The following is a 21712-nucleotide window of genomic DNA, read 5'->3' as shown; positions in this document are numbered from 1 at the left end:
GCCCTGCCCACCGAAGCCAGAATTAGAACTGGTCTTCGAATTTCTTTGCGAGGTCTTCGATGTTGTCTGGCGGCCAGTCCTCGACGTCCATGCCGAGGTGCAGACCCATGCCAGAGAGCACTTCTTTGATCTCGTTAAGCGACTTGCGGCCGAAGTTCGGAGTGCGCAGCATCTCTGCTTCGGTTTTCTGGATAAGATCGCCGATGTAAACGATGTTGTCGTTCTTCAGGCAGTTTGCCGAACGTACAGACAGTTCCAGTTCGTCCACTTTCTTCAGGAGAAGCGGGTTGAACTCGAGGCCATCGTCATCCGAACCAGCCGAAGCCGATTCCGGTTCGTCGAAGTTTACGAAGATCGAAAGCTGATCCTGCAGAATGCGAGCTGCGTATGCAACTGCATCATCCGGGGTCAGCGAGCCGTCGGTTTCGACTTTCATCGTCAGTTTATCGTAGTCGAGAACCTGACCTTCACGGGTCGGCTGAACGTCGTACGATACTTTCTTAACTGGCGAATAAATTGCGTCGATAGCGATGAGGCCGATCGGCGCATCTTCGGGCTTGTTTTTGTCTGCAGCCACATAGCCCTTACCGGTGTTAACGGTGAGTTCCATGTAAAGGTCAGCGCCATCGTCGAGGTGACAGATAACGTGATCTTTGTTCAGGACTTCGATGCCTGCGGATTCGGAAATGTCGCCAGCAGTTACAACGCCCGGACCTTTGGCCTGAACGGTCAAACGCTTCGGACCTTCAACGTCCATGCGGATCGCAACGCCCTTGAGGTTCAGGACGATGTCGGTGACGTCTTCACGTACACCAGCAACAGACGAAAATTCGTGCAGAACATTATCGATGTGCACTGCAGTGATCGCAGCGCCTTGCAGCGACGACAGCAGAATACGACGAAGTGCGTTGCCCAGTGTCAGACCGAAACCACGCTCAAGCGGTTCAGCAATAACAGTGGCCTGACGCTGCGGGTCATTGCCCGGTTTCACGTCAACTTGGGTCGGCTTGATAAGTTCAGCCCAGTTCTTGTGGATCATGCGTCCCTCCATACTTGTCTGCCTTTCATGTCCCAAAAGGCAAACGCCCGAGGTTTAAAATGACGTACTGGGGCCGTGGAAAAACCACAGCCCCAGTGGGATAATCGATATTAGACGCGGCGGCGCTTCGGCGGACGGCAGCCGTTGTGTGCCAGCGGGGTCACATCACGGATCGACGTGATGTTGAAACCAGCAGCAGCCAGAGCGCGCAGAGCGGATTCACGACCCGAACCTGGGCCCTGAACTTCTACCTCAAGCGTCTTAACGCCATGTTCCTGAGCTTTCTTGCCAGCATCTTCTGCAGCCATCTGAGCAGCATAAGGGGTCGATTTACGCGAGCCCTTGAAGCCCATGGTGCCAGCGGACGACCACGAGATCGCGTTGCCCTGCACGTCAGAGATCAGGATTTTAGTGTTGTTGAAGGTGGAGTTCACATGAGCAACGCCAGCTGCGATGTTCTTGGAAACTTTTTTCTTACCACCACGACGGGTATCACGAGCCATTGTCTATGCCCTCCCTTACTTCTTCTTACCAGCGATGGCCTTTGCAGGGCCTTTGCGGGTGCGAGCGTTGGTGTGGGTACGCTGACCGCGGACGGGCAGGTTACGACGATGACGCAGACCACGGTAGCAACCGAGATCCATCAGACGCTTGATGTTCATCGTTACTTCACGGCGCAGGTCACCTTCTACGGTGACGTTTGCGTCGATGTATTCACGGATTGTCAGAACTTCAGCATCAGACAGTTCGTTTACACGACGGGTCAGATCGATGTTGCATGCTTCGCAAATCTGGTTTGCGATGAACGGGCCAATGCCCGTAATGTAGGTGAGGGCGATTGGAACCCGCTTAGCAGTCGGGATGTTCACGCCGGCGATACGTGCCACGTTAGCTTTCCTTTTCGTTGCGATTCCGTCGTACCGGAATCTTTTTTCACAACGGAAGCCCGAAAGGTGAAACCTAGCGGGCCACTGTTCATGAGGTGATCATGCGAATCGGGAGCGACCCGAAAAACATGGTTGATTCCCCCAAAAGGGATGGGGCTGTTTATGGGGGCTTTTCGAACGGGTCAACCCCTTGAAGGCAAAAGGCCCGCGAAACATGTCGCAGGCCTTACACCAATGCTTAGAAGGGTCAAATTAACCCAGAATGTCCGCGATGCTTTTCGCAACATCGTCCATGCTAGCTAGACCATCGACCGACTTTAGACCACCTTTGGCATAGTAGTAGCCGATCAGCGGACTGGTCTGTTTGTAGTAAGCTGCCAGACGAACGCGAAGCGCGTCTTCATTGTCGTCCGCACGAACAGGTTGACCTGCAGCAGCAGCCGCTTCAGCGCGACCAACAATGCGGCGGACAAGAACCTCATCGTCAACTTGCAGCTCGATAACCGCATCCAGCTTCTGACCCATTTCGGACAGCAGTCCATCCAGTGCGTCAGCCTGAGCAAGAGTGCGCGGGAAGCCATCGAAGATAAAGCCACCAGCAGCGCCCTGCTCTAGTTTCTCGCGGATAAGACCGATGACAATTTCATCGGTGACGAGATTGCCAGCGTCCATGACAGCCGCAACCTTCTTACCCATTTCAGTGCCGCTTGTGCGTGCCTCGCGCAGCATGTCGCCAGTCGACAGCTGCACCATGTTGCGTTCCTCCACAAGCTTTTGAGCCTGTGTTCCCTTACCCGCACCCGGCGGTCCAAGCAGAATAATGTTCATCGACGAGCCGGTCCCCTGTTCCGTTTATTGGCACTACGTTTGCCACGCAGTTGCGATTTTTCAATGAGGCCTTCGTATTGGTGGGCGAGCAAATGAGATTGCACTTGCTGGATTGTATCCATTCCAACCGACACGATGATCAGCACTGAAGTGCCGCCAAAATAGAAAGTGAAACCGGAAAAGCTACGGATAATCTCTGGCATGAGACAAACTAACGCAAGGTAAGCCGAACCGAGCACGAGGACACGGGTCACAACGTAGTCGAAGTATTCAGCAGTACGCTTGCCTGGACGGATACCAGGAACAAAGCCGTTCTGGCTCTTGAGGTTCTCGGCAACTTCGTCGGTCTTGAACGCGACTTCTTTGGTGTAGAAGTAAGTGAAGAACACGATCATCGCTGTGAAGAACAGCAGATAGAGCGGCTGACCGGGCCCGAAATAAGCGAGAACCCAAGACAGTACAGCGTTAGAAGTCTGCTCTGTAAAGGTCGCGATGGTTGTCGGCAGCAACAAAAGTGCAGACGCAAAGATCGCAGGGATAACGCCAGCTGGGTTAACCTTGATTGGGAGGTGCGAAGAACCGCCGTCGTACACCTTCATACCGCGCTGTTGGCGGGGGTACTGGATGTGGATCTTACGCAGCGAGCGCTCCATGAACACAACAAAGGCAAGCACAGCTGCCAACATCACGATCACGCCGATCACAAGCATCCAGTTGCTGGTTTGCTGAGCAGTCGACAGGAACTGCGCCGCAGCGGCAGGAAGTTCAGCCACGATACCGACGAAAATGATCAGCGAAATACCATTACCAATGCCGCGGCTGGTGATCTGCTCACCCACCCACATCAGGAACATGGTGCCACCGACAATAGTAATCATCGTCGATGCGCGGAAGAATAGACCCGGATCATGAGCCATATCTCCCGACTCCAGCGAAACCGCGAGGCCGTAGGCCTGGAACAGCGCCAAAACCACGGTACCGTAGCGGGTATACTGAGCGAGTTTCCGACGACCTTGATCGCCCTCTTTCTTCAGTTGCTTCCACGGCTCATACATGGAGCCCATCAACTGCACGATAATCGATGCAGAGATGTAGGGCATGATGCCAAGGGCAAAGATACCCATCCGGCTCAATGCGCCGCCCGTGAACATGGCAAGCATACCGCCGATACCAGTGTTCTGAGATGCAAAGAAGTTCTGAAGCGCGTCGATATCGATACCAGGCACAGGAATATAAGTGCCAAGGCGATACACGATCAGAAGTCCGATGGTGAAGAAGATGCGCTGACGAAGCTCTTTGGCCTTACCAAAGGTAGACCAATTGAGGTTTGCCGCCATTTGCTCTGCTGCTGAAGCCATAAGTCGGTGTCTCTTTCATCGAAAACGCCGCCGACCGGTTTTCCCGGACGGCGGCGCAAGGAAACTAGTTAGGTAAGTAAGCGCCCGAAAGGGCACTCACAACCCTTATTCTGCTGCTGCAACAACAGTCAGCTTGCCGCCAGCCTTTTCAACCGCTTCTACAGCGCCTTTCGAAGCGCCGGTAACGGAGATGGTAGCTTTTGCGGTGATCTCGCCTTTTGCGAGAACGCGGATGCCGTCCAGTTTGCGACGGATCAGGCCCGAAGCAACCAGAGTGTCTTCGTTGATGTTGGCAGCGTCGAGTTTGCCAGCGTCGATGAATTTCTGGATGAGGCCGAGGTTGACAACTGCGTATTTCTTCGCGTTCGGCGTGGTGAAGCCGCGCTTAGGCAGACGCTGGTAGAGGGGCATCTGGCCGCCTTCGTAGCCGTTGATTGCTACGCCCGAACGGGATTTCTGACCTTTGATACCACGGCCAGCAGTTTTACCTTTGCCCGAGCCCGGACCACGAGCAACGCGCATACGTTTCTTGGTTGCGCCTGCATTATCGCGAAGTTCATTAAGTTTCATGTCGCTTCTCCTTGCCGGAACTGCCCTCCAGCGACGGAGTGGGCAAACACGGCATAATGGTTATGATTCTGGACCCAAAGCGGGCCACCGCGTGCGTATACGGCCCGAGGTCCCGTATTGCAAGCTTTGGCTGAAAAAACAAAAGCCCCGATGTTTGCATCGAGGCTCAGCTTTAATCTCTAGACAGCGCTTAGTTCTTGTAAGCCGCCTGATGTGCAACGTCTTCGATCATTCCGCGCGAGATACCGATATCTGCGAGGTCACGATCGGTCATTGCAGCCAATTCGTTGTACACTGCGCGGTATTCAGCGCGACGGGCCAGCGCCTCCTTCACTTCTGCAACTTTGGTGCGAACAATTGCACCAAGATCAAAGTGAGCAACGCGGGGTGCGTGGAAAGTGATGTGAGCCATTTTCGTATTCCTTTTTCAATGCCAGAGCCGGTTGCCCCGGCGAGGATGTGTTCTTGTCCTCTTCTGTCTCTGAATATACGTGCACCCGTTCGCGCTAACAAATTCCCGTTCGGAACCCCCGCCATGCATTTACTGCATGACGCCGCACTGCAGCATTACTTCAATTACCCAAACAAAAACGCCCCACAGAAACCTGCGGGGCGTTTTATAATTGCTATGCTCTGAAGCTTAGCCGCGCTCTTCGATGATCTCGACGAGGTGCGGGATGCTTTCGACCATGCCGCGTACCGAAGGTGTATCTTCGAGTTCGCGTGTCTTGTGCATCTTGTTCAGACCCAGACCGATCAGCGTAGCGCGCTGTTTGGCTGGGCGACGGATCGGAGAACCGATCTGTTTAACAACGATCGTTTTAGCCATGATACAGACTCCTTACGCTTCTGCTTCGGCTGCTGCTTCTTCCGGCTTGCGGAGGATGTCAGCAACTTTCTTGCCACGACGCGCTGCAACGGAACGAGGCGAAGCTTCTTTCTTCAAACCGTCCAGAGTTGCGCGGATCATGTTGTAAGGGTTCTGCGAACCGAGCGATTTCGAAACAACGTCTTTGACGCCAAGCATTTCGAAAACTGCACGCATCGGACCACCCGCGATGATACCAGTACCTTCAGGAGCGGTGCGCATTACTACGCGACCAGCGCCGTGACGGCCTTCGATATCGTGGTGCAGGGTACGACCGTCGCGCAGCGGCACGCGGATCATCTGACGCTTAGCTTGTTCGGTAGCTTTACGGATCGCTTCAGGAACTTCCTTAGCTTTACCTTTACCGAAGCCTACGCGGCCCTTTTGGTCACCGACAACCACCAGAGCAGCGAAGCCAAAGCGCTTACCACCCTTAACGGTTTTCGAGACGCGGTTGATCGCCACGAGACGATCGGCGAATTCCGGTGCTTCGTCGCGTTCGCGACGGTCCCGGCGGTTTTCACGTTCTGCCATACTCTCGTCTCCTTAGATCTTCAGACCAGCTTCACGCGCAGCGTCGGCCAGAGCCTTCACTTTGCCGTGGAACAGGAAGCCACCGCGGTCGAAGTAAGCTTCGGTAACGCCAGCTGCTTTCGCGCGCTCTGCGATAACCTGACCAACTTTGGCTGCGGCCTCTTTGTTGTTCTTGCCGACGAAGCCCAGATCCTTTTCGAGGGTCGAAGCCGCAGCCAGGGTGGTGCCCTGGATGTCGTCGATCAGCTGGACGCTGATGTTCTTGTTCGAACGGTGAACCGACAGACGTACGCGGCCAGCGTTCACTTTGCGAAGTTTGTTCCGGACGCGCAGGCGGCGCTTTAGGAACAATTCCCGTTTGCTGTTTGCCATTTTTGCGTTCCTTACTTCTTCTTACCTTCTTTGCGGAAGATGTACTCGCCCTTGTAGCGAATACCTTTGCCTTTGTACGGCTCTGGCTTACGCCACTCGCGGATGTTAGCAGCAACCTGCCCCACCAGCTGTTGGTCGATACCTTCCACAACGATTTCGGTCTGCTTCGGTGCGGTGACGGTTACGCCAGCCGGGATATCGAAGTCGACGTCGTGCGAGTAACCGAGAGCCAGCTTCAGGGTGTTACCCTGAATGTTAGCACGGTAACCAACACCGGTGATTTCCAGCTCTTTTTTGAAGCCTTCGGTCACGCCGATAATCAGGTTTTCTACCATCGAGCGGGACATGCCCCACTGCTGACGAGCGCGCTTCGAAGTGCCACGCGGGGTCACTTTTACAGCGTTCTCTTCGACAGCGATGGTCACATCGTCGGTAGCAGAGAAGGAACGGGTGCCTTTCGGACCCTTAACTTCGATGGTCTGACCCGACACAGTGGCAGTAACGCCGCTGGGCAGCTCGACCGGTTTTTTACCAATACGAGACATCAGACCCTCCTTAGAAGATGGTGCAGAGCACTTCGCCGCCAACGTTGGCTGCGCGTGCGCTTGCGTCCGACATCACACCCTTAGGGGTGGAGACAATCGACAGACCGAGGCCCTGACGGACCGACGGGATGTCCTTGACGCCCATGTAAACGCGACGACCAGGTTTAGAAACCCGCTTCAGTTCGCGAATGACAGGAGTGCCTTCGTAGTATTTCAGGCTGATTTCGAGTGTCGGGTGACCACGGTCATCCGTGCCAGCTTCGTAGCCACGGATGTAGCCTTCTGCAGTCAACACATCGAGAACCCAACCGCGCAGCTTGGATGCCGGAGTCGAAACAGTCGACTTGCCGCGCATTTGAGCGTTACGGATACGGGTCAGCATATCACCGATAGGATCGTTCATGTTCTAACCCTCCTTACCAGCTTGACTTGACCAAGCCCGGGATCTCGCCATTGGAGCCGAGATTACGGAGCATGATACGGCTGACTTTCAGCTTGCGGTAATACGCATGCGGACGACCAGTCAGCTGGCAACGGTTATGAAGACGGGTGGCAGAGCTGTTGCGCGGGAGTTCCGCGAGCTTCAAGCGTGCTTTGAAGCGCTCTTCCATCGACTTAGTTTCATCGTTCGCGATTTCTTTAAGCTCTGCGCGCTTAGCAGCAAATTTTGCCACCAGACGCTCACGCTTTTTTTCGCGTTCGATCATGGATTTTTTAGCCATAGTTCTCTCTCCGCGCTTAGCTGTTGAACGGCATGTTGAAATGCTTCAACAGCGCTTTCGCTTCCGCGTCAGTTTTCGCGGTAGTGCAGATGACGATGTCCATACCCCAGACTTCGTCAACTTTATCAAAGTTGATTTCTGGGAATACGATGTGTTCCTTCAGACCGGTAGCGTAGTTGCCACGGCCGTCAAACGAAGTGCCCGATACGCCGCGGAAGTCGCGGATACGAGGCATTGCGATTGTGATCAGACGATCAAGGAATTCGTACATACGGTCACCGCGGAGGGTAACTTTAGCGCCGAGCGGCATATCTTCACGAACGCGGAAACCAGCGATGGATTTCTTTGCTTTTGTGGAAACAGCCTGCTGACCTGCGATGGTGGACAGATCCTCAACAGCGGATTTGGCTTTTTTGCTGTCACGAACAGCTTCAGCACCACAACCAATGTTCAGAACGATTTTGTCCAGACGCGGGATCTGCATATCGTTTTTGTATGCGAACTCTTCTTTCAGAGCGGCTTTGATAGTCGCTTTGTAGAGGTCCTTAAGACGCGGGGAGTAGTTAGCAGTGTCAAGCATCAGATAACGTCTCCTGTTGTCTTAGCGAAGCGAACTTTCTTGTCGCCTTCCATGCGGAAGCCAACGCGAGTTGCTTTGCCGTTTGCATCAACGATAGCCAGGTTCGACAGATCGATCGGCATTGCCTTAGGAAGGCGGCCGCCCTGTGCAGTCTGAGTTTGGCGAGTGTGACGGATGGCCATGTTCACGCCATCAACAACGGCCTTGCCAGCAGACGGGTTAACCGAAGTGATTTCACCGGTTTTACCTTTGTCTTTGCCAGCCAGAACGATGACCTTGTCACCTTTACGGAGTTTCGCAGCCATTACAGCACCTCCGGAGCAAGCGAGATGATTTTCATGAAGTTCTTAGCGCGCAGTTCGCGAACAACCGGTCCGAAGATACGGGTGCCAACCGGCTCGCCGTTGTTATTCAAGATAACAGCCGCGTTACGGTCAAAACGAATTGCGGTACCGTCTTCACGACGAACCTCTTTGGCGGTGCGAACGACGACGGCCTTACGGACGTCACCTTTCTTAACACGGCCGCGTGGGATGGCTTCTTTCACCGATACTACGATGATGTCACCAACCGACGCATAACGACGGTGCGAACCGCCGAGAACCTTGATGCACTGAACACGGCGAGCGCCGCTGTTGTCAGCTACATCCAGATTTGTCTGCATCTGGATCATGGGTTACTCCCGACCTTTGGGGGGACTTGCAGTATTGTCCTGATCCCCAGGGTTTCGATTAAACTGGGATCACCGCAATTAGGCGGTGATGACTTCCCAGCGTTTGGTCTTCGACTTCGGTGCACATTCCTGGATACGGACGGTGTCACCTACGTTGAATTGGTTGTTCTCGTCGTGAGCGCGATATTTCTTCGACTTACGGACGGTTTTGTGAAGCAGCGGGTGCTTGAAACGACGTTCGACCAATACGGTTACGGTCTGTTCGTTCTGGTTCGAGGTGACAACACCCTGAAGGATACGTTTGGGCATGTCTTAGGCCTCCGCTGCAGCTTTTTCGTTCAGAATAGTCAGCACGCGTGCAGCGTCACGACGGACGGTGCGCATACGAGCATTGTTTTCCAGTTGGCCGGTGGCCTGCTGGAAGCGCAGGTTAAACTGCTCTTTCTTCAGAGCGACCAGATCTTCCCGGAGCTGTTCCGGCGTCTTGGCGCGAAGTTCAGTGGCGTTCATAGCCTTTTCCTTTCTTAACACCAGAGGGCTCCGCTCGCATTGTTTTGCGGGTCACCCTGTTCCTGGTGGACGAATAACAAAACACACGAATCCCGTAGACGGGAATCGTGAGATAGCGCCGTATAAGGTGCTGGTCATTGGGAGGCAAGAGGAATAGGGCATTTCCCCAAGAAAACTTGGGCAGCCGGTGCCGTTGATGCTAAACGGGGCCCAACTGCCAGATCAAGACTTTTTGCAGGAGCCCAACATGGCCAAAATCGAATCCCTTTTCGTAACCCGCTTTTACAAAGGCCGCTTGACCGAGTTCGGCCACAAGATTGACGAAGAAGAACTGCACGACAACTGCTACGCCATCATGGAAGATGACGAGGCAGGCCAGCAATGGTGCGAGGAAAACGGCTACCCCGGTTATACAAGCTACGCATCCCTCACAGACCTCACATGGCGGTCTCCAGTATTCGCCGCAGTCAAAGAGGCGCTCGACAAACACGTCGCTGAATTCGCCAAAGACCTAGAGTTCAATCTGGACGGTCGCGAACTTGTCCTCGAAGACTTGTGGATCAACATTCTGCCTGAAGGCGGTAACCACGGGTCTCACTTGCACCCGCATTCGGTCATTTCCGGCACCACCTATGTTTCGATGCCCGATGACACCTCGTCGCTCAAACTCGAAGATCCGCGTCATTGCATGATGATGGCTGCCCCACCCCGTCGCAAAGATGCGCGTCGCGAATTGCAGGCCTTTATCTACCAAAAACCCGAAATCGGTGATGTGTTCCTTTGGGAAAGCTGGCTCCGCCACGAAGTGCCCTCGAACACATCAGAGTATGACCGTGTGTCGGTGAGCTTCAACTACAAGTGGGAATAATCCCCAGTACAGACCCGAAACAAAAAAGGCGCCCCAAAAGGGCGCCTTTCTTAATTCTTGTCGACTGGATTACCAGTCTTCGCGAACCACAGTGCGGGTCTTGATCGGCAGCTTCATAGCTGCGAGACGCAGTGCTTCACGTGCGATATCTTCGGATACACCGTCGATTTCGAACATGACGCGGCCCGGCTTCACTTTGCAGGTCCAACGGTCGACGGAACCTTTACCTTTACCCATACGAACTTCGATAGGCTTAGCGGTTACCGGCAGATCCGGGAAAATACGGATCCATACACGACCTTGACGCTTCATGTGACGGGTCATCGCACGACGTGCTGCTTCGATCTGACGTGCAGTTACGCGCTCGGGCTCAACAGCTTTGAGGCCGTATGTACCGAAGTTCAGATCCGAACCGCCTTTTGCTTGACCGTGGATACGGCCTTTGTGCATTTTGCGGAATTTTGTACGCTTAGGCTGTAGCATTATCTAGCTCCTTAGCGACGGCCACGATCGCCACCGCGAGGTGCGGGGCCATCTTGGGCTTCAGCTTGACGACGGTCACGAGCCTGCGGGTCGTGTTCCATGATCTCGCCTTTGAAGATCCACACTTTGATACCGATGATGCCGTACGGAGTCATAGCTTCGAACAGAGCATAGTCGATGTCAGCGCGCAGGGTGTGAAGCGGAACGCGGCCTTCGCGGTACCATTCGGTACGTGCGATTTCAGCGCCACCAAGACGACCAGCAACGTTTACACGAATGCCGAGTGCGCCCATACGCATTGCGTTCTGAACCGCACGCTTCATAGCGCGACGGAACGAAACACGGCGCTCGAGCTGCTGACCGATGCTCTCTGCAACGAGGGCAGCGTCCAGCTCAGGCTTGCGTACTTCAACGATGTTCAGGTGCAGTTCGCTTGCAGTCAGTGCTGCGAGCTTCTTGCGAAGAACTTCGATGTCTGCACCTTTTTTACCGATGATAACACCCGGACGTGCAGCGTGAATGGTCACGCGGCATTTTTTGTGCGGGCGTTCGATGATAACGCGAGCGATACCAGCTTGTTTCGCTTCTTTCTTAACGAAGTCCTTAATTTTAAGGTCTTCAAGAAGAAGGTCACCGTAGTCTTTGGTGTCGGCGTACCAACGGCTGTCCCAGGTGCGGTTGACCTGAAGACGCATACCGACGGGGTTTACTTTGTTACCCATTAGGCTTGCTCCTCAATCTGACGCACCTTGATGGTGAGTTCCGAAAACGGCTTCATGATCTTGCCAAAACGACCACGTGCACGCGGACGACCGCGCTTCATGGTGAGGTTTTTGCCAACATAAGCCTCGGCTACGACCAGTTCATCAACGTCGAGGTTGTGATTGTTCTCGGCGTTCGCAATTGCGGACTGAAGGCATTTCTTCACGTCCACAGCAATCCGCTTGTTCGAGAAAGTCAGGTCGGTCAGAGCCTTCTCGACTTTCTTGCCACGGATCATAGCGGCGACGAGGTTAAGTTTCTGCGGGCTAGTACGAAGCATGCGCAGTTTTGCCATTGCTTCGTTGTCTGCCACGCGGCGGGGGTTCTGTGCCTTGCCCATGACTTACTTCCGCTTCGCTTTCTTGTCGGCAGCGTGCCCGTAGTAGGTACGGGTCGGCGAATATTCACCGAATTTCTGACCGATCATGTCCTCGGATACCAGCACAGGAACGTGCTTTTTGCCGTTGTAAACGCCAAACGTCAGGCCCACGAATTGGGGCAGGATCGTCGAGCGACGCGACCAAATCTTGATCACTTCGTTGCGGCCAGCTTCGCGTGCAGCTTCGGCTTTTTTAAGCACATAAGCGTCAACGAACGGACCTTTCCATACAGAGCGAGCCATATCTTAGCGCCCTTTCTTAGCGTGGCGCGAACGAAGGATAAGCTTCGACGACGCTTTTTTCTTGTTGCGGGTACGTGCACCTTTGGTCGGCTTGCCCCACGGGGTAACCGGGTGACGACCACCGGAGGTACGACCTTCACCACCACCGTGCGGGTGGTCGATCGGGTTCATAGCAACACCGCGAACCGACGGACGGATGCCTTTGAGGCGCATACGACCGGCTTTACCGAAGTTCTGGTTCGAGTTGTCAGGGTTCGACACAGCACCGATGGTCGCCATGCATTCCTGACGAACGAGACGAAGCTCACCCGAGGAGAGGCGGATCTGCGCGTAACCACCGTCACGACCTACGAACTGAGCGTAGGTGCCAGCTGCACGAGCGATCTGACCGCCCTTGCCCGGCTTCATTTCGATGTTGTGTACGATTGTACCAATCGGCATGCCCGAGAACGGCATAGCGTTACCCGGTTTGATGTCAGCCTTCGCAGAAGCGATGACTTTATCGCCAATAGCCAGACGCTGCGGAGCGAGGATGTAGGCCTGCTCACCATCTTCGTACTGGATAAGTGCGATGAATGCGGTCCGGTTCGGGTCGTATTCGATACGAACTACGACTGCCTGAACGTCAAACTTGTTCCGTTTGAAGTCCACGATACGGTAGAGGCGCTTTACACCACCACCACGACGACGTGCGGTAACCCGTCCGGTATTGTTCCGGCCACCCTTGCTGGTCAGACCCTCAGTGAGAGCCTTAACCGGGCGACCTTTCCAAAGCTCCGAACGGTCGATCAGAACCAGCCCACGCTGGCCCGGCGTCGTCGGTTTATACGACTTGAGTGCCATGTTCTCTGTCTTCCGTTGCTTTGAGGGAGGTTAGTCCCCGTAGTTTAGGGCCCCGAAGGTCCCCGAAATAAACAAAAGGCACGGCCCCGGACGAATCCGGGGCCGAACCGATGTGGTCAAGTATTAGAGACCGGTCGAAACGTCAATGGTGTTACCTTCTTCGAGGGTAACGTAAGCCTTTTTGACGTCGTTACGGGTACCAACGGTACCGCGGAAACGTTTGACCTTGCCTTTGGTAATCACGGTATTGACCGCTTTAACCTTTACACCAAAGAGAGCTTCAACAGCTTCTTTGATCTGCGGTTTGTTAGCGTCTTTCGCCACTTCAAAGACAACTGCGCCATGCTCGGATGCCATAGTTGCTTTTTCGGTGATGATCGGCTTGCGGATCACATCGTAATGTTCAGGTTTCGCGCTCATTTCAGACGTGCCTCCAGAGCTTCGACACCAGCCTTGGTGAGCACGAGCGTGTCACTGCGGAGGATGTCGTAGACGTTCGCGCCGATGGACGGCAGAACATCAACGGTTTCGATGTTGCGCGCAGCTTTCGCGAAGTTCTCGTTTACGGCTGCATCAATGATGAGCGCGCGTTTCCAGCCCAGGTTTGCAACCTGTTTCGCCAGAGCCGAGGTTTTAACTTCGTTCAGGTCTGCGGACTCGATCACGATCAGTTCGCCAGCTTTAAGCTTTGCGGACAGTGCGTGACGCAGGCCCAGCTTGCGGAACTTCTTGGTCAGGTCGTGTGCGTGCGAACGCGGGGTCGGACCCTTATAGATGCCACCGTGACGGAAGATCGGCGCCTTCTTGGAACCGTGACGTGCGCCACCGGTGCCTTTTTGGCGATAGATCTTCTTGGTCGAGTAGGACACTTCCGAACGACCAAGCGTCGCGTGAGTACCCTGCTGTGCCTTAGCACGCTGCCAACGGACAACGCGGTGCAGGATGTCGGCGCGCGGCTCCAGACCGAAGATTGCGTCGTTCAGTTCGACGGAACCTGCAGCGGCGCCATCAAGTTTGATAGCTTCAGCCTTCATTGTTTTCGCCTCCTTCAGCAGCAGCCTCGACCGGAGCAGCGTCCGACTTCAGCGCAGCGGGCAGAACCAGGTTGGACGGAGTCGGTTTCTTAACCGCATCCTTAATGGTGACCCAGCCGCCTTTCGAACCCGGTACAGCGCCTTTGACCATGATCAGGCCACGGTCTGCGTCGGTGCGAATGACTTGCAGGTTCTGGGTGGTTACACGAGCAGCGCCCATGTGACCGGCCATTTTCTTACCTTTGAAAACGCGACCCGGATCCTGACACTGACCAGTCGAACCGTGCGAACGGTGCGAGATGGACACGCCGTGAGATGCACGAAGACCACCGAAGTTGTGACGCTTCATCGCACCTGCAAAACCTTTACCGATCGAAGTACCCGAAACGTCAACGTATTGACCTTCAAAGTAGTGATCAGCAATGATTTCAGCACCAACAGGCAGCAGGTTTTCCGGTGCAACGCGGAATTCTGCAACTTTGCGCTTCGGTTCAACTTTCGCAGTAGCGAAGTGACCACGCATAGCTTTCGAGGTGTTTTTAGCTTTGGCAGTGCCAGCGCCGAGCTGAACAGCAGTGTAGCCGTCTTTATCAGCAGTACGCTGAGCAACGACCTGCAGGTTGTCCAGGTGAAGAACGGTTACAGGGATCTGTTTACCATCTTCCATGAACAGGCGGGTCATGCCGATTTTTTTTGCAATAACGCCAGAGCGCATATCCTATGCCCTCCTTAGACTTTGATCTCGACATCAACGCCAGCGGCGAGGTCGAGCTTCATCAGTGCGTCAACAGTTTGCGGGGTCGGATCCACGATATCAAGCAGGCGCTTGTGTGTGCGGATTTCGAACTGGTCGCGCGACTTTTTGTCGACGTGCGGACCACGCAGAACGGTGAATTTTTCGATCTTGTTCGGCAGCGGGATCGGACCACGTACGGATGCACCAGTACGCTTTGCAGTGCTGACAATCTCAGCAGTGGAAGCGTCGAGTACACGGTAGTCGAATGCCTTCAGCCGAATGCGAATGTTTTGGCTTTGTGCCATTTCATTTGCCTTTCGCGGCTCTAACCGGTTGAGAGGTGGTAGAGCGCACCATTGCGTCCCCACGTCGAACCTAGAGGGATGCGAATCCCTCATTAGACGTTCACCCGAAGGTGAACCCGCGCCAGATACACGCCGCCCACCTACAGATCAACTGTTAATCTTCAAGAATCTGTCACAGACGAACTGAACAGCCCAGAAGCTTTCTAAAGAAAAGGGCCGCCCTTTGCAGGACGGCCCTTCGTCAGTCTCAAATCTATCGCGGATTAGGCGAGGATTTTGGAAACAACGCCCGAACCAACGGTACGGCCGCCTTCGCGGATCGCGAAGCGGAGGCCTTCTTCCATCGCGATCGGTGCGATCAGCTCTGCCGACAGTTTCAGGTTGTCGCCAGGCATAACCATCTCGGTGCCTTCCGGCAGGATGCAGGTACCGGTGACGTCAGTTGTACGGAAGTAGAACTGCGGACGGTAGTTCGCGAAGAACGGAGTGTGACGGCCGCCTTCTTCTTTGGTCAGAATGTAGACCTCAGCTTCGAACTTGGTGTGCGGGTTAACAGAACCCGGCTTACACAGGATCTGACCACGCTCAACGCCGTCACGGTCAACGCCACGCAGAAGCGCGCCGATGTTGTCGCCTGCTTCACCGCGGTCAAGCAGCTTGCGGAACATTTCAACACCAGTACAGGTGGTGGTTTTGGTGTCGCGGATACCAACGATTTCGATCGCGTCGCCAACGTTGATTACGCCACGCTCAACACGACCGGTCACAACAGTACCACGGCCCGAGATCGAGAACACGTCTTCGATCGGCATCAGGAACGGCAGGTCAACTGCACGTGCCGGAGTCGGGATGTAGGAGTCTACGGCTTCCATCAGAGCGCGGATCGAGTTCTCACCGATCTCTGGGTCGCGGCCTTCCATAGCAGCCAGAGCCGAACCTTTAACGATCGGAATATCGTCGCCAGGGTAGTCGTAGGACGACAGAAGCTCACGGATTTCCATCTCAACCAGCTCGAGCAACTCTTCGTCGTCTACCTGGTCAACTTTGTTCATGTAGACAACCATGTGCGGGATGCCAACCTGACGACCAAGAAGGATGTGCTCGCGGGTCTGCGGCATCGGGCCGTCAGCAGCGTTAACAACCAGGATCGCGCCGTCCATCTGAGCAGCACCGGTGATCATGTTCTTAACATAGTCAGCGTGGCCTGGGCAGTCGACGTGTGCGTAGTGACGGGTCTCGGTTTCGTACTCAACGTGAGCAGTCGAAATGGTGATACCGCGTGCTTTTTCTTCAGGTGCGCCGTCGATCTGGTCGTATGCGCGGAAGTCACCAAAGTATTTGGTGATTGCTGCGGTCAATGTGGTTTTACCGTGGTCAACGTGGCCAATCGTGCCGATGTTAACGTGCGGTTTGTTACGTTCAAACTTACCTTTAGCCATAGTGGCCTCCTTAGTCTTGCGCTGGCGGGTTCACCCCACCGGTGTTGAATGGGCGGGAGACTAACGCCCCCCGCCATTTCGCCATTAGGCGTATTTCTTCTGGATCTCGTCCGAAACGTTCTGCGGAACTGCTTCGTAGTGATCGAACTGCATGGTGAACTGAGCACGGCCGGAAGACATCGAACGCAGAGTGTTGATGTAACCGAACATGTTCGCCAGCGGCACAAACGCGTCGATAGCGATTGCGTTGCCACGGGTGTCCTGACCCTGAACCTGACCGCGACGCGATGTCAGGTCGCCGATGATACCGCCGGTGTATTCTTCCGGAGTGATAACTTCGACTTTCATGATCGGCTCGAGCAGTTTCGCCCCAGCTTTTTTCATGCCTTCGCGCATACCCATACGAGCTGCGATTTCGAACGCGAGAACCGAGGAGTCAACATCGTGGAATGCACCGTCGATCAGCGCAACTTTGAAGTCGATCACAGGGAAGCCAGCCAGCGGACCGGAGTCCATGACCGATTTGATACCCTTTTCAACGCCCGGGATGTATTCCTTCGGAATAGCACCACCAACGATGCGGGATTCGAAGGAGTAACCTTCACCCGGCTCGGTCGGCGTCAGGATCATCTTCACGCGACCGAACTGACCGGTACCACCGGACTGTTTCTTGTGCGTGTAGTCGATCTCAGCTTCACGAGTGATCGTTTCACGGTATGCCACCTGAGGCGCACCGATGTTTGCTTCCACTTTGAATTCGCGACGCAGACGGTCAACGAGAATGTCCAAGTGAAGTTCGCCCATGCCCTTCATGATGGTCTGACCGGATTCGAGGTCAGTTTCCACACGGAAGGACGGGTCTTCAGCTGCCAGACGGGCGAGGCCTGCCGACATCTTTTCTTGGTCACCCTTGGTCTTCGGTTCAACAGCGATTTCGATAACCGGCTCAGGGAAGGTCATGGTTTCAAGAACAACCGGATCCGCAGGGTTACACAGAGTGTCGCCAGTGGTGGTGTCTTTGAGACCTGCAAGCGCGATGATGTCGCCTGCAAACGCTTCGTCGATTTCTTCACGGTTGTTCGAGTGCATCATCATCATACGACCAACGCGCTCTTTTTTGCCTTTAGTCGAGTTAAGGAGGCTGTCACCCTTGCGAAGAACGCCAGAGTAGATACGAGTGAAGGTCAGCGAGCCAACGAACGGGTCGTTCATGATTTTGAACGCCAGACCAGCGAAGGGCATGTTGTCATCTGCACGACGTGCAATGTTACGAACTTCTTCTTCGTCGCCCGGTTTGAAGCCCATGTAGTCAACTACGTCGAGCGGGCTCGGCAGGTAGTCGATAACAGCGTTGAGCAGAGGCTGAACGCCTTTGTTCTTGAACGCAGAACCAGCAAGTACCGGAACGAAGTCCAGAGCGAGCGTACCTTTGCGCAGCAGAGCACGCAGAGTCGGCACGTCAGGCTCATTGCCTTCGAGGTATTCCATCATCGCTTCGTCGTCTTGTTCGACGGCAGCTTCGATCATCTTGCCGCGCCATTCGTCGGCAAGATCTTTGAGGCTGTCACGGATGTCTTCCTGAACCCAAGAAGCACCGAGATCCTCACCGCGCCATACCCATTCTTTCATGGTTACGAGGTCGATAAGGCCTTCGAGTTCGGACTCAGCGCCGATCGGCAGAGCAACCGGAACAGCGCGTGCGCCGGTACGGTCTTCGATCATGCGAACGCAGTTAAAGAAGTCTGCGCCGATTTTGTCCATTTTGTTAACGAACACGATACGCGGAACTTTGTAGCGGTCAGCCTGACGCCAAACGGTTTCAGTCTGCGGCTCAACACCAGCGTTTGCGTCGAGAACGCAAACAGCACCGTCGAGAACTGCCAGCGAACGTTCAACTTCGATGGTGAAGTCAACGTGGCCGGGAGTGTCGATGATGTTCAGGCGGTGCTTTTCAGTGTCAGCGGTTTCGCCATCTTCGGTGCGTTCCCAGAAAGTGGTCGTCGCAGCCGAGGTAATGGTGATACCGCGTTCCTGTTCCTGCTCCATCCAGTCCATGGTGGCTGCACCATCGTGCACCTCACCAATGTTGTGGGATTTGCCGGTGTAGTAAAGAATGCGCTCGGAACAGGTGGTTTTACCTGCGTCGATGTGCGCCATGATACCAAAGTTGCGGTACCGGTCGAGGGGATAATCGCGTGCCATTGGGCTCTATCCTTAAGGCTTAGGTTACCAGCGGTAGTGGCTGAACGCTTTGTTAGCGTCTGCCATCTTGTGAGTGTCTTCCCGTTTTTTCACGGCAGAACCGCGACCGTTAACAGCGTCAAGAAGTTCGCCAGCAAGACGCTCTTCCATGGTGTTTTCGTTGCGGGCGCGCGAAGCGTTGATCAGCCAGCGGATTGCGAGGGCTTCACGACGCTCGGGACGAACTTCAACCGGAACCTGGTAGGTTGCACCACCTACGCGGCGCGAACGAACTTCGACCGACGGCTTCACGTTATCGAGGGCTTCGTGGAAGACTTCGACCGGAGCTTTTTTCAGCTTCGATTCAACGCGATCAAACGCGTTGTATACGATTCTTTCTGCGACCGATTTTTTACCATCGATCATCAGGTTGTTCATGAATTTAGTGACAACGCGGTCACCGAACTTAGCGTCCGGCAGAACTTCACGTTTTTCAGCAGCGTGACGACGCGACATTCAAGTATCTCCTTACTTCGGACGCTTGGCGCCGTATTTCGAACGACGCTGCTTACGATCTTTAACACCTTGGGTATCCAGCACACCGCGGAGGATGTGGTAACGGACACCTGGAAGGTCTTTTACACGGCCGCCACGGATCAGAACCACAGAGTGTTCCTGAAGGTTGTGGCTTTCACCTGGGATGTACGAAATGACTTCGAAGCCGTTGGTCAGGCGAACCTTCGCAACCTTACGCATAGCCGAGTTCGGTTTCTTCGGTGTTGTGGTGTAAACGCGGGTGCAAACGCCGCGTTTTTGAGGGCAGCGCTCGAGGTGCTGCGACTTGGATCTGACGACTTTGGGCTGACGCGGCTTGCGGATCAGCTGTTGGATCGTTGGCATTGGGTTATGTCCCCTATCCTACAATAAGCGGCCCCGTAGGTCCGCGGTTTTCGACGAATGCGCGACACAAACGCCGCAGCACAAAAAGCCCGCAATCGAACCCTTACCGGAGGTGCGATGCGGTTAAAGTTACAGAGGAACAAGGCAGCATTAGCCCGGTTCATGTCCACTTCAGCTCTGATATCGGGTTAAAAGGGAATCCTCCCGTCTACCCGGATGGGCGGCGTATAGGCGGAGTCGCTGTAGCTGTCAACTGCTTCAGGCTGACCGATGCCCTAGCGCCTTCCAGCCATTGGTAAGCACATCCACATCCAAACCAAAGCGCGAGGCAAGACGGTCGGCAATTTGACCGTTAAGAGGCCCCCAATCCTTGGCAAAGCGCGGACGTTTCAGCAGATCACTGTCATTCCCGAAATGAGCCCCGCGCACAAACATCAGGCGAGACGCCATAGAAACCGTCGGCATATGCGCCCAAGCCTTGATATGGTTCATATCGAGGATGCTGCGTTTGTCGTCTGGACGACGACAAAAAATCTGCGCTGGGGTCCACATCCGCTCTTTGACGTTTTGCGCCCTAACACCGTTACGATCAAAACCGAGCAAAATGCCATGGGCGAAATCCACACAAAGCATCCCGTGCTGATCAGCCAATCCATAGGACGCCCCGACCACAGAGCGCCCCGTTTCTATGAAATCAGTGGCAACTGCATCGTCGTCATCTATCCGAAACTCTGCCACGATATCCGCAGAAGGGTCGCGATGACGGACCATCACCTCGCGACAAATCTCACGATGCACCCTGCCCTCTTCGGCAAAGACGATTTCGATCTGAGGCACCGACGAACATAGAGCTGTTAACCGTTCTTTGTACTCGTCAGGCATTCGTTCGCCTGCAAGCAAGACCATCCTAAAGTTCGGGTCCGTTTGAACTTTCAAAGCTGGCAGCACGATCTGTTCGAAAAAGAAAAACCGCGTCGCCATACGTGACGGGCCATAAAGTTCGGCCCGCAGTTCATCCATCGTCTGAGCATTATGCCTAAATGCACCGACTTCGGACGGATACGAAAACCGGCACAGTCCAAGCATCTGGATGTTCAGAAGGGTCACTTGGCTTCAACCTCTGACAATTGCCGTTCGCGTCTAAAGATGAATAGACCACTTCCGACAACGACCACACAACCCAAGATAGCCAAGGTTGATGGCAACTGTCCGAAAATCACAACACCGAGAATGAGGCTGGTGAGCAGGCCTACATAGCGGAACGGTGCGACAAACGAAATTTCTCCGACGCGCATAGCAGATACCGACATGAGGTAGCCGATTAAGACTGCAGCGGCGGCTCCACCCAACAATGCCGCGGAGTATCCAGTCACAGGGGCCCATTCGATGAACATTGATCCGAAACCAGCAAATACCGTCACGGTCCCTGCAGCAAAAGTCGCCGCAAACATTGATGGCACATCGCTGGACATACGCCGCGCAGCCAGATCGCGGATAACGATTAGGCCGACGGACATCAGCGCGTAAATCGAGTAGATGTTAAAGCTATCTCCGCCAGGCTGAACAATCATCAGCACACCCACAAAGCCGATGATACTTGCCGACAATCGACGCCAGCCTATGGGTTCTTTCAGGAATAGCGCGCCTGCGAAGGTCATGACCAAGGGCAATGCCTGCAAGATCGCGGTCACATTGGCCAATTGCATGTTGAACAATGCTGTGAGGAACGTCCAAGCCGCAGCGACCTCGGCCAACGACCGTACACAAATCAAGATGAAGTCTTGCCGCCCCAGACGCAGCCTAAGCTGACCGAACAAACCTGCCAAAATGATCATGCTAACCGTGGTGACAATCCCGCGCAGGAATATGGCCTGAAACAATGGCAGTTCGCCCGCGAGCGACTTCATTGCAGCGTCGTTGCTACTGAAGGCGAGCATGGCGACTGCCATCATTAGCGCACCGCGGAAATTGTCAGAGAGAGCTTTCATAAGCCAAGCCGTAGCACCGCAATATAGGCCGCGCTAGCGCGATAATGTCAGGACACGATTTCCGA

34 protein-coding genes are annotated in these 21712 nt (G+C 54.6%); 1 reads left to right on the top strand and 33 read right to left on the bottom strand.

Annotated elements, in window-relative coordinates; genetic code table 11:
• Positions 1–22: 22 nt before the first annotated feature.
• The 18 genes from BSK21_RS01330 to rpmC all read right to left on the bottom strand — a co-directional run bounded on the left by BSK21_RS01330 (position 23) and on the right by rpmC (position 9486).
• Entirely contained in the window at positions 23–1039 is a 1017-nt protein-coding gene (locus BSK21_RS01330) for a DNA-directed RNA polymerase subunit alpha (RefSeq protein WP_067550587.1), read from the bottom strand.
• A gap of 110 nt (positions 1040–1149) precedes the next feature.
• On the bottom strand, positions 1150–1542 hold the full coding sequence (rpsK, locus tag BSK21_RS01325) for a 30S ribosomal protein S11 (protein WP_067550467.1): 393 nt from the start codon (positions 1540–1542) through the stop codon (positions 1150–1152).
• 15 nt (positions 1543–1557) lie between these two features.
• The gene (rpsM, locus tag BSK21_RS01320; RefSeq protein WP_067550469.1) at positions 1558–1926 is read right to left on the bottom strand and encodes a 30S ribosomal protein S13; all 369 of its coding nucleotides are present in this window, start codon (positions 1924–1926) and stop codon (positions 1558–1560) included.
• A gap of 252 nt (positions 1927–2178) precedes the next feature.
• Positions 2179–2754, bottom strand: coding sequence for an adenylate kinase (locus BSK21_RS01315; RefSeq protein ID WP_067550471.1), 576 nt, complete (start codon positions 2752–2754; stop codon positions 2179–2181).
• The gene (secY, locus tag BSK21_RS01310) at positions 2751–4112 is read right to left on the bottom strand and encodes a preprotein translocase subunit SecY (protein WP_231924795.1); all 1362 of its coding nucleotides are present in this window, start codon (positions 4110–4112) and stop codon (positions 2751–2753) included. Before secY ends, BSK21_RS01315 begins: the two co-directional genes overlap by 4 nt.
• Before the next feature lie 105 nt (positions 4113–4217).
• Positions 4218–4682, bottom strand: coding sequence for a 50S ribosomal protein L15 (rplO, locus tag BSK21_RS01305; RefSeq protein WP_067550473.1), 465 nt, complete (start codon positions 4680–4682; stop codon positions 4218–4220).
• Between the two features lie 190 nt (positions 4683–4872).
• Complete coding sequence (locus BSK21_RS01300; RefSeq protein ID WP_067550475.1) at positions 4873–5094, bottom strand: DUF1127 domain-containing protein; 222 nt, start codon at positions 5092–5094, stop codon at positions 4873–4875.
• A gap of 228 nt (positions 5095–5322) precedes the next feature.
• Entirely contained in the window at positions 5323–5511 is a 189-nt protein-coding gene (rpmD, locus tag BSK21_RS01295) for a 50S ribosomal protein L30 (RefSeq protein WP_067550477.1), read from the bottom strand.
• A gap of 12 nt (positions 5512–5523) precedes the next feature.
• On the bottom strand, positions 5524–6084 hold the full coding sequence (rpsE, locus tag BSK21_RS01290) for a 30S ribosomal protein S5 (protein WP_067550479.1): 561 nt from the start codon (positions 6082–6084) through the stop codon (positions 5524–5526).
• 12 nt (positions 6085–6096) lie between these two features.
• Positions 6097–6456, bottom strand: a complete 360-nt coding sequence (gene rplR, locus BSK21_RS01285; protein WP_067550481.1) for a 50S ribosomal protein L18 — start codon at positions 6454–6456, stop codon at positions 6097–6099.
• An 11-nt stretch (positions 6457–6467) separates the two neighbouring features.
• Positions 6468–7001, bottom strand: coding sequence for a 50S ribosomal protein L6 (gene rplF, locus BSK21_RS01280; protein ID WP_067550483.1), 534 nt, complete (start codon positions 6999–7001; stop codon positions 6468–6470).
• A gap of 10 nt (positions 7002–7011) precedes the next feature.
• A complete protein-coding gene (gene rpsH / locus BSK21_RS01275) occupies positions 7012–7404 on the bottom strand; it encodes a 30S ribosomal protein S8 (protein ID WP_067550485.1) in 393 nt (130 codons plus the stop codon).
• A gap of 13 nt (positions 7405–7417) precedes the next feature.
• Positions 7418–7723, bottom strand: a complete 306-nt coding sequence (gene rpsN / locus BSK21_RS01270; RefSeq protein WP_067550487.1) for a 30S ribosomal protein S14 — start codon at positions 7721–7723, stop codon at positions 7418–7420.
• A gap of 16 nt (positions 7724–7739) precedes the next feature.
• A complete protein-coding gene (rplE, locus tag BSK21_RS01265) occupies positions 7740–8303 on the bottom strand; it encodes a 50S ribosomal protein L5 (protein ID WP_067550489.1) in 564 nt (187 codons plus the stop codon).
• On the bottom strand, positions 8303–8608 hold the full coding sequence (gene rplX / locus BSK21_RS01260; protein ID WP_067550490.1) for a 50S ribosomal protein L24: 306 nt from the start codon (positions 8606–8608) through the stop codon (positions 8303–8305). The genes rplE and rplX overlap by 1 nt, the downstream gene beginning before the upstream one ends.
• Entirely contained in the window at positions 8608–8976 is a 369-nt protein-coding gene (gene rplN, locus BSK21_RS01255; RefSeq protein WP_067550492.1) for a 50S ribosomal protein L14, read from the bottom strand. The genes rplX and rplN overlap by 1 nt, the downstream gene beginning before the upstream one ends.
• A gap of 78 nt (positions 8977–9054) precedes the next feature.
• Complete coding sequence (gene rpsQ / locus BSK21_RS01250; RefSeq protein ID WP_067550494.1) at positions 9055–9285, bottom strand: 30S ribosomal protein S17; 231 nt, start codon at positions 9283–9285, stop codon at positions 9055–9057.
• 3 nt (positions 9286–9288) lie between these two features.
• Entirely contained in the window at positions 9289–9486 is a 198-nt protein-coding gene (rpmC, locus tag BSK21_RS01245) for a 50S ribosomal protein L29 (protein ID WP_067550496.1), read from the bottom strand.
• Between the two features lie 247 nt (positions 9487–9733).
• On the opposite strand from rpmC, the gene BSK21_RS01240 reads away from it, so the two are divergent.
• A complete protein-coding gene (locus tag BSK21_RS01240; protein WP_067550591.1) occupies positions 9734–10354 on the top strand; it encodes a TIGR02466 family protein in 621 nt (206 codons plus the stop codon).
• Positions 10355–10423: 69 nt separating this feature from the next.
• Here BSK21_RS01240 and rplP read toward each other — a convergent pair whose 3' ends face one another.
• The 15 genes from rplP to BSK21_RS01165 form a co-directional block, all read right to left on the bottom strand.
• The gene (gene rplP, locus BSK21_RS01235) at positions 10424–10837 is read right to left on the bottom strand and encodes a 50S ribosomal protein L16 (protein WP_067550498.1); all 414 of its coding nucleotides are present in this window, start codon (positions 10835–10837) and stop codon (positions 10424–10426) included.
• Between the two features lie 11 nt (positions 10838–10848).
• A complete protein-coding gene (gene rpsC, locus BSK21_RS01230) occupies positions 10849–11559 on the bottom strand; it encodes a 30S ribosomal protein S3 (RefSeq protein WP_067550500.1) in 711 nt (236 codons plus the stop codon).
• Entirely contained in the window at positions 11559–11939 is a 381-nt protein-coding gene (gene rplV / locus BSK21_RS01225; protein WP_067550502.1) for a 50S ribosomal protein L22, read from the bottom strand. The genes rpsC and rplV overlap by 1 nt, the downstream gene beginning before the upstream one ends.
• Before the next feature lie 3 nt (positions 11940–11942).
• Positions 11943–12221 carry a 30S ribosomal protein S19 gene (gene rpsS / locus BSK21_RS01220; RefSeq protein ID WP_067550503.1) on the bottom strand — a complete coding sequence of 93 codons (279 nt, stop codon included), beginning with the start codon at positions 12219–12221 and terminating at the stop codon, positions 11943–11945.
• 3 nt (positions 12222–12224) lie between these two features.
• Positions 12225–13064 (bottom strand): 50S ribosomal protein L2, encoded by an 840-nt coding sequence (rplB, locus tag BSK21_RS01215; protein ID WP_067550506.1) that lies wholly within the window; start codon positions 13062–13064, stop codon positions 12225–12227.
• A gap of 123 nt (positions 13065–13187) precedes the next feature.
• Positions 13188–13484 carry a 50S ribosomal protein L23 gene (locus BSK21_RS01210; protein ID WP_067550507.1) on the bottom strand — a complete coding sequence of 99 codons (297 nt, stop codon included), beginning with the start codon at positions 13482–13484 and terminating at the stop codon, positions 13188–13190.
• Positions 13481–14098: a 50S ribosomal protein L4 gene (gene rplD, locus BSK21_RS01205; RefSeq protein ID WP_067550510.1), complete on the bottom strand. Its 618-nt coding sequence runs from the start codon at positions 14096–14098 to the stop codon at positions 13481–13483. Before rplD ends, BSK21_RS01210 begins: the two co-directional genes overlap by 4 nt.
• Positions 14088–14813: a 50S ribosomal protein L3 gene (gene rplC / locus BSK21_RS01200; RefSeq protein ID WP_067550512.1), complete on the bottom strand. Its 726-nt coding sequence runs from the start codon at positions 14811–14813 to the stop codon at positions 14088–14090. The genes rplD and rplC overlap by 11 nt, the downstream gene beginning before the upstream one ends.
• Positions 14814–14827: 14 nt before the next feature.
• The gene (gene rpsJ, locus BSK21_RS01195; RefSeq protein ID WP_067550514.1) at positions 14828–15139 is read right to left on the bottom strand and encodes a 30S ribosomal protein S10; all 312 of its coding nucleotides are present in this window, start codon (positions 15137–15139) and stop codon (positions 14828–14830) included.
• Between the two features lie 263 nt (positions 15140–15402).
• Positions 15403–16578 carry an elongation factor Tu gene (gene tuf, locus BSK21_RS01190; RefSeq protein WP_074038936.1) on the bottom strand — a complete coding sequence of 392 codons (1176 nt, stop codon included), beginning with the start codon at positions 16576–16578 and terminating at the stop codon, positions 15403–15405.
• Positions 16579–16662: 84 nt separating this feature from the next.
• Positions 16663–18780 carry an elongation factor G gene (gene fusA, locus BSK21_RS01185; RefSeq protein ID WP_067548422.1) on the bottom strand — a complete coding sequence of 706 codons (2118 nt, stop codon included), beginning with the start codon at positions 18778–18780 and terminating at the stop codon, positions 16663–16665.
• A gap of 24 nt (positions 18781–18804) precedes the next feature.
• A complete protein-coding gene (gene rpsG / locus BSK21_RS01180; RefSeq protein ID WP_067548419.1) occupies positions 18805–19275 on the bottom strand; it encodes a 30S ribosomal protein S7 in 471 nt (156 codons plus the stop codon).
• 12 nt (positions 19276–19287) lie between these two features.
• Positions 19288–19659, bottom strand: a complete 372-nt coding sequence (gene rpsL / locus BSK21_RS01175; protein WP_067548416.1) for a 30S ribosomal protein S12 — start codon at positions 19657–19659, stop codon at positions 19288–19290.
• Positions 19660–19917: 258 nt separating this feature from the next.
• Positions 19918–20766 carry a glycosyltransferase gene (locus tag BSK21_RS01170; protein WP_074038937.1) on the bottom strand — a complete coding sequence of 283 codons (849 nt, stop codon included), beginning with the start codon at positions 20764–20766 and terminating at the stop codon, positions 19918–19920.
• Positions 20763–21647, bottom strand: coding sequence for a DMT family transporter (locus tag BSK21_RS01165; protein ID WP_067548409.1), 885 nt, complete (start codon positions 21645–21647; stop codon positions 20763–20765). The genes BSK21_RS01170 and BSK21_RS01165 overlap by 4 nt, the downstream gene beginning before the upstream one ends.
• Positions 21648–21712: the final 65 nt, after the last annotated feature.

It is taken from the genome of Marivivens sp. JLT3646, assembly GCF_001908835.1.
Classification (GTDB): Bacteria; Pseudomonadota; Alphaproteobacteria; order Rhodobacterales; family Rhodobacteraceae; genus Marivivens; species Marivivens geojensis.
This window is presented reverse-complemented; position numbering and strand designations above follow the sequence as displayed.

Bases quoted from the DNA above. Each gene is read 5' to 3' on its own strand.
- BSK21_RS01330 (WP_067550587.1), bottom strand. From the start codon at position 1,039: ATGATCCACAAGAACTGGGCTGAACTTATCAAGCCGACCCAAGTTGAC.
- rpsK (WP_067550467.1), bottom strand. From the start codon at position 1,542: ATGGCTCGTGATACCCGTCGTGGTGGTAAGAAAAAAGTTTCCAAGAAC.
- BSK21_RS01315 (WP_067550471.1), bottom strand. From the start codon at position 2,754: ATGAACATTATTCTGCTTGGACCGCCGGGTGCGGGTAAGGGAACACAG.
- secY (WP_231924795.1), bottom strand. From the start codon at position 4,112: ATGGCTTCAGCAGCAGAGCAAATGGCGGCAAACCTCAATTGGTCTACC.
- rplO (WP_067550473.1), bottom strand. From the start codon at position 4,682: ATGAAACTTAATGAACTTCGCGATAATGCAGGCGCAACCAAGAAACGT.
- BSK21_RS01300 (WP_067550475.1), bottom strand. From the start codon at position 5,094: ATGGCTCACATCACTTTCCACGCACCCCGCGTTGCTCACTTTGATCTT.
- rpmD (WP_067550477.1), bottom strand. From the start codon at position 5,511: ATGGCTAAAACGATCGTTGTTAAACAGATCGGTTCTCCGATCCGTCGC.
- rpsE (WP_067550479.1), bottom strand. From the start codon at position 6,084: ATGGCAGAACGTGAAAACCGCCGGGACCGTCGCGAACGCGACGAAGCA.
- rplR (WP_067550481.1), bottom strand. From the start codon at position 6,456: ATGGCAAACAGCAAACGGGAATTGTTCCTAAAGCGCCGCCTGCGCGTC.
- rplF (WP_067550483.1), bottom strand. From the start codon at position 7,001: ATGTCTCGTATTGGTAAAAAACCGGTCGAGCTGCCCAGCGGCGTTACT.
- rpsH (WP_067550485.1), bottom strand. From the start codon at position 7,404: ATGAACGATCCTATCGGTGATATGCTGACCCGTATCCGTAACGCTCAA.
- rpsN (WP_067550487.1), bottom strand. From the start codon at position 7,723: ATGGCTAAAAAATCCATGATCGAACGCGAAAAAAAGCGTGAGCGTCTG.
- rplE (WP_067550489.1), bottom strand. From the start codon at position 8,303: ATGCTTGACACTGCTAACTACTCCCCGCGTCTTAAGGACCTCTACAAA.
- rplX (WP_067550490.1), bottom strand. From the start codon at position 8,608: ATGGCTGCGAAACTCCGTAAAGGTGACAAGGTCATCGTTCTGGCTGGC.
- rplN (WP_067550492.1), bottom strand. From the start codon at position 8,976: ATGATCCAGATGCAGACAAATCTGGATGTAGCTGACAACAGCGGCGCT.
- rpsQ (WP_067550494.1), bottom strand. From the start codon at position 9,285: ATGCCCAAACGTATCCTTCAGGGTGTTGTCACCTCGAACCAGAACGAA.
- rpmC (WP_067550496.1), bottom strand. From the start codon at position 9,486: ATGAACGCCACTGAACTTCGCGCCAAGACGCCGGAACAGCTCCGGGAA.
- BSK21_RS01240 (WP_067550591.1), top strand. From the start codon at position 9,734: ATGGCCAAAATCGAATCCCTTTTCGTAACCCGCTTTTACAAAGGCCGC.
- rplP (WP_067550498.1), bottom strand. From the start codon at position 10,837: ATGCTACAGCCTAAGCGTACAAAATTCCGCAAAATGCACAAAGGCCGT.
- rpsC (WP_067550500.1), bottom strand. From the start codon at position 11,559: ATGGGTAACAAAGTAAACCCCGTCGGTATGCGTCTTCAGGTCAACCGC.
- rplV (WP_067550502.1), bottom strand. From the start codon at position 11,939: ATGGGCAAGGCACAGAACCCCCGCCGCGTGGCAGACAACGAAGCAATG.
- rpsS (WP_067550503.1), bottom strand. From the start codon at position 12,221: ATGGCTCGCTCTGTATGGAAAGGTCCGTTCGTTGACGCTTATGTGCTT.
- rplB (WP_067550506.1), bottom strand. From the start codon at position 13,064: ATGGCACTCAAGTCGTATAAACCGACGACGCCGGGCCAGCGTGGGCTG.
- BSK21_RS01210 (WP_067550507.1), bottom strand. From the start codon at position 13,484: ATGAGCGCGAAACCTGAACATTACGATGTGATCCGCAAGCCGATCATC.
- rplD (WP_067550510.1), bottom strand. From the start codon at position 14,098: ATGAAGGCTGAAGCTATCAAACTTGATGGCGCCGCTGCAGGTTCCGTC.
- rplC (WP_067550512.1), bottom strand. From the start codon at position 14,813: ATGCGCTCTGGCGTTATTGCAAAAAAAATCGGCATGACCCGCCTGTTC.
- rpsJ (WP_067550514.1), bottom strand. From the start codon at position 15,139: ATGGCACAAAGCCAAAACATTCGCATTCGGCTGAAGGCATTCGACTAC.
- tuf (WP_074038936.1), bottom strand. From the start codon at position 16,578: ATGGCTAAAGGTAAGTTTGAACGTAACAAACCGCACGTTAACATCGGC.
- fusA (WP_067548422.1), bottom strand. From the start codon at position 18,780: ATGGCACGCGATTATCCCCTCGACCGGTACCGCAACTTTGGTATCATG.
- rpsG (WP_067548419.1), bottom strand. From the start codon at position 19,275: ATGTCGCGTCGTCACGCTGCTGAAAAACGTGAAGTTCTGCCGGACGCT.
- rpsL (WP_067548416.1), bottom strand. From the start codon at position 19,659: ATGCCAACGATCCAACAGCTGATCCGCAAGCCGCGTCAGCCCAAAGTC.
- BSK21_RS01165 (WP_067548409.1), bottom strand. From the start codon at position 21,647: ATGAAAGCTCTCTCTGACAATTTCCGCGGTGCGCTAATGATGGCAGTC.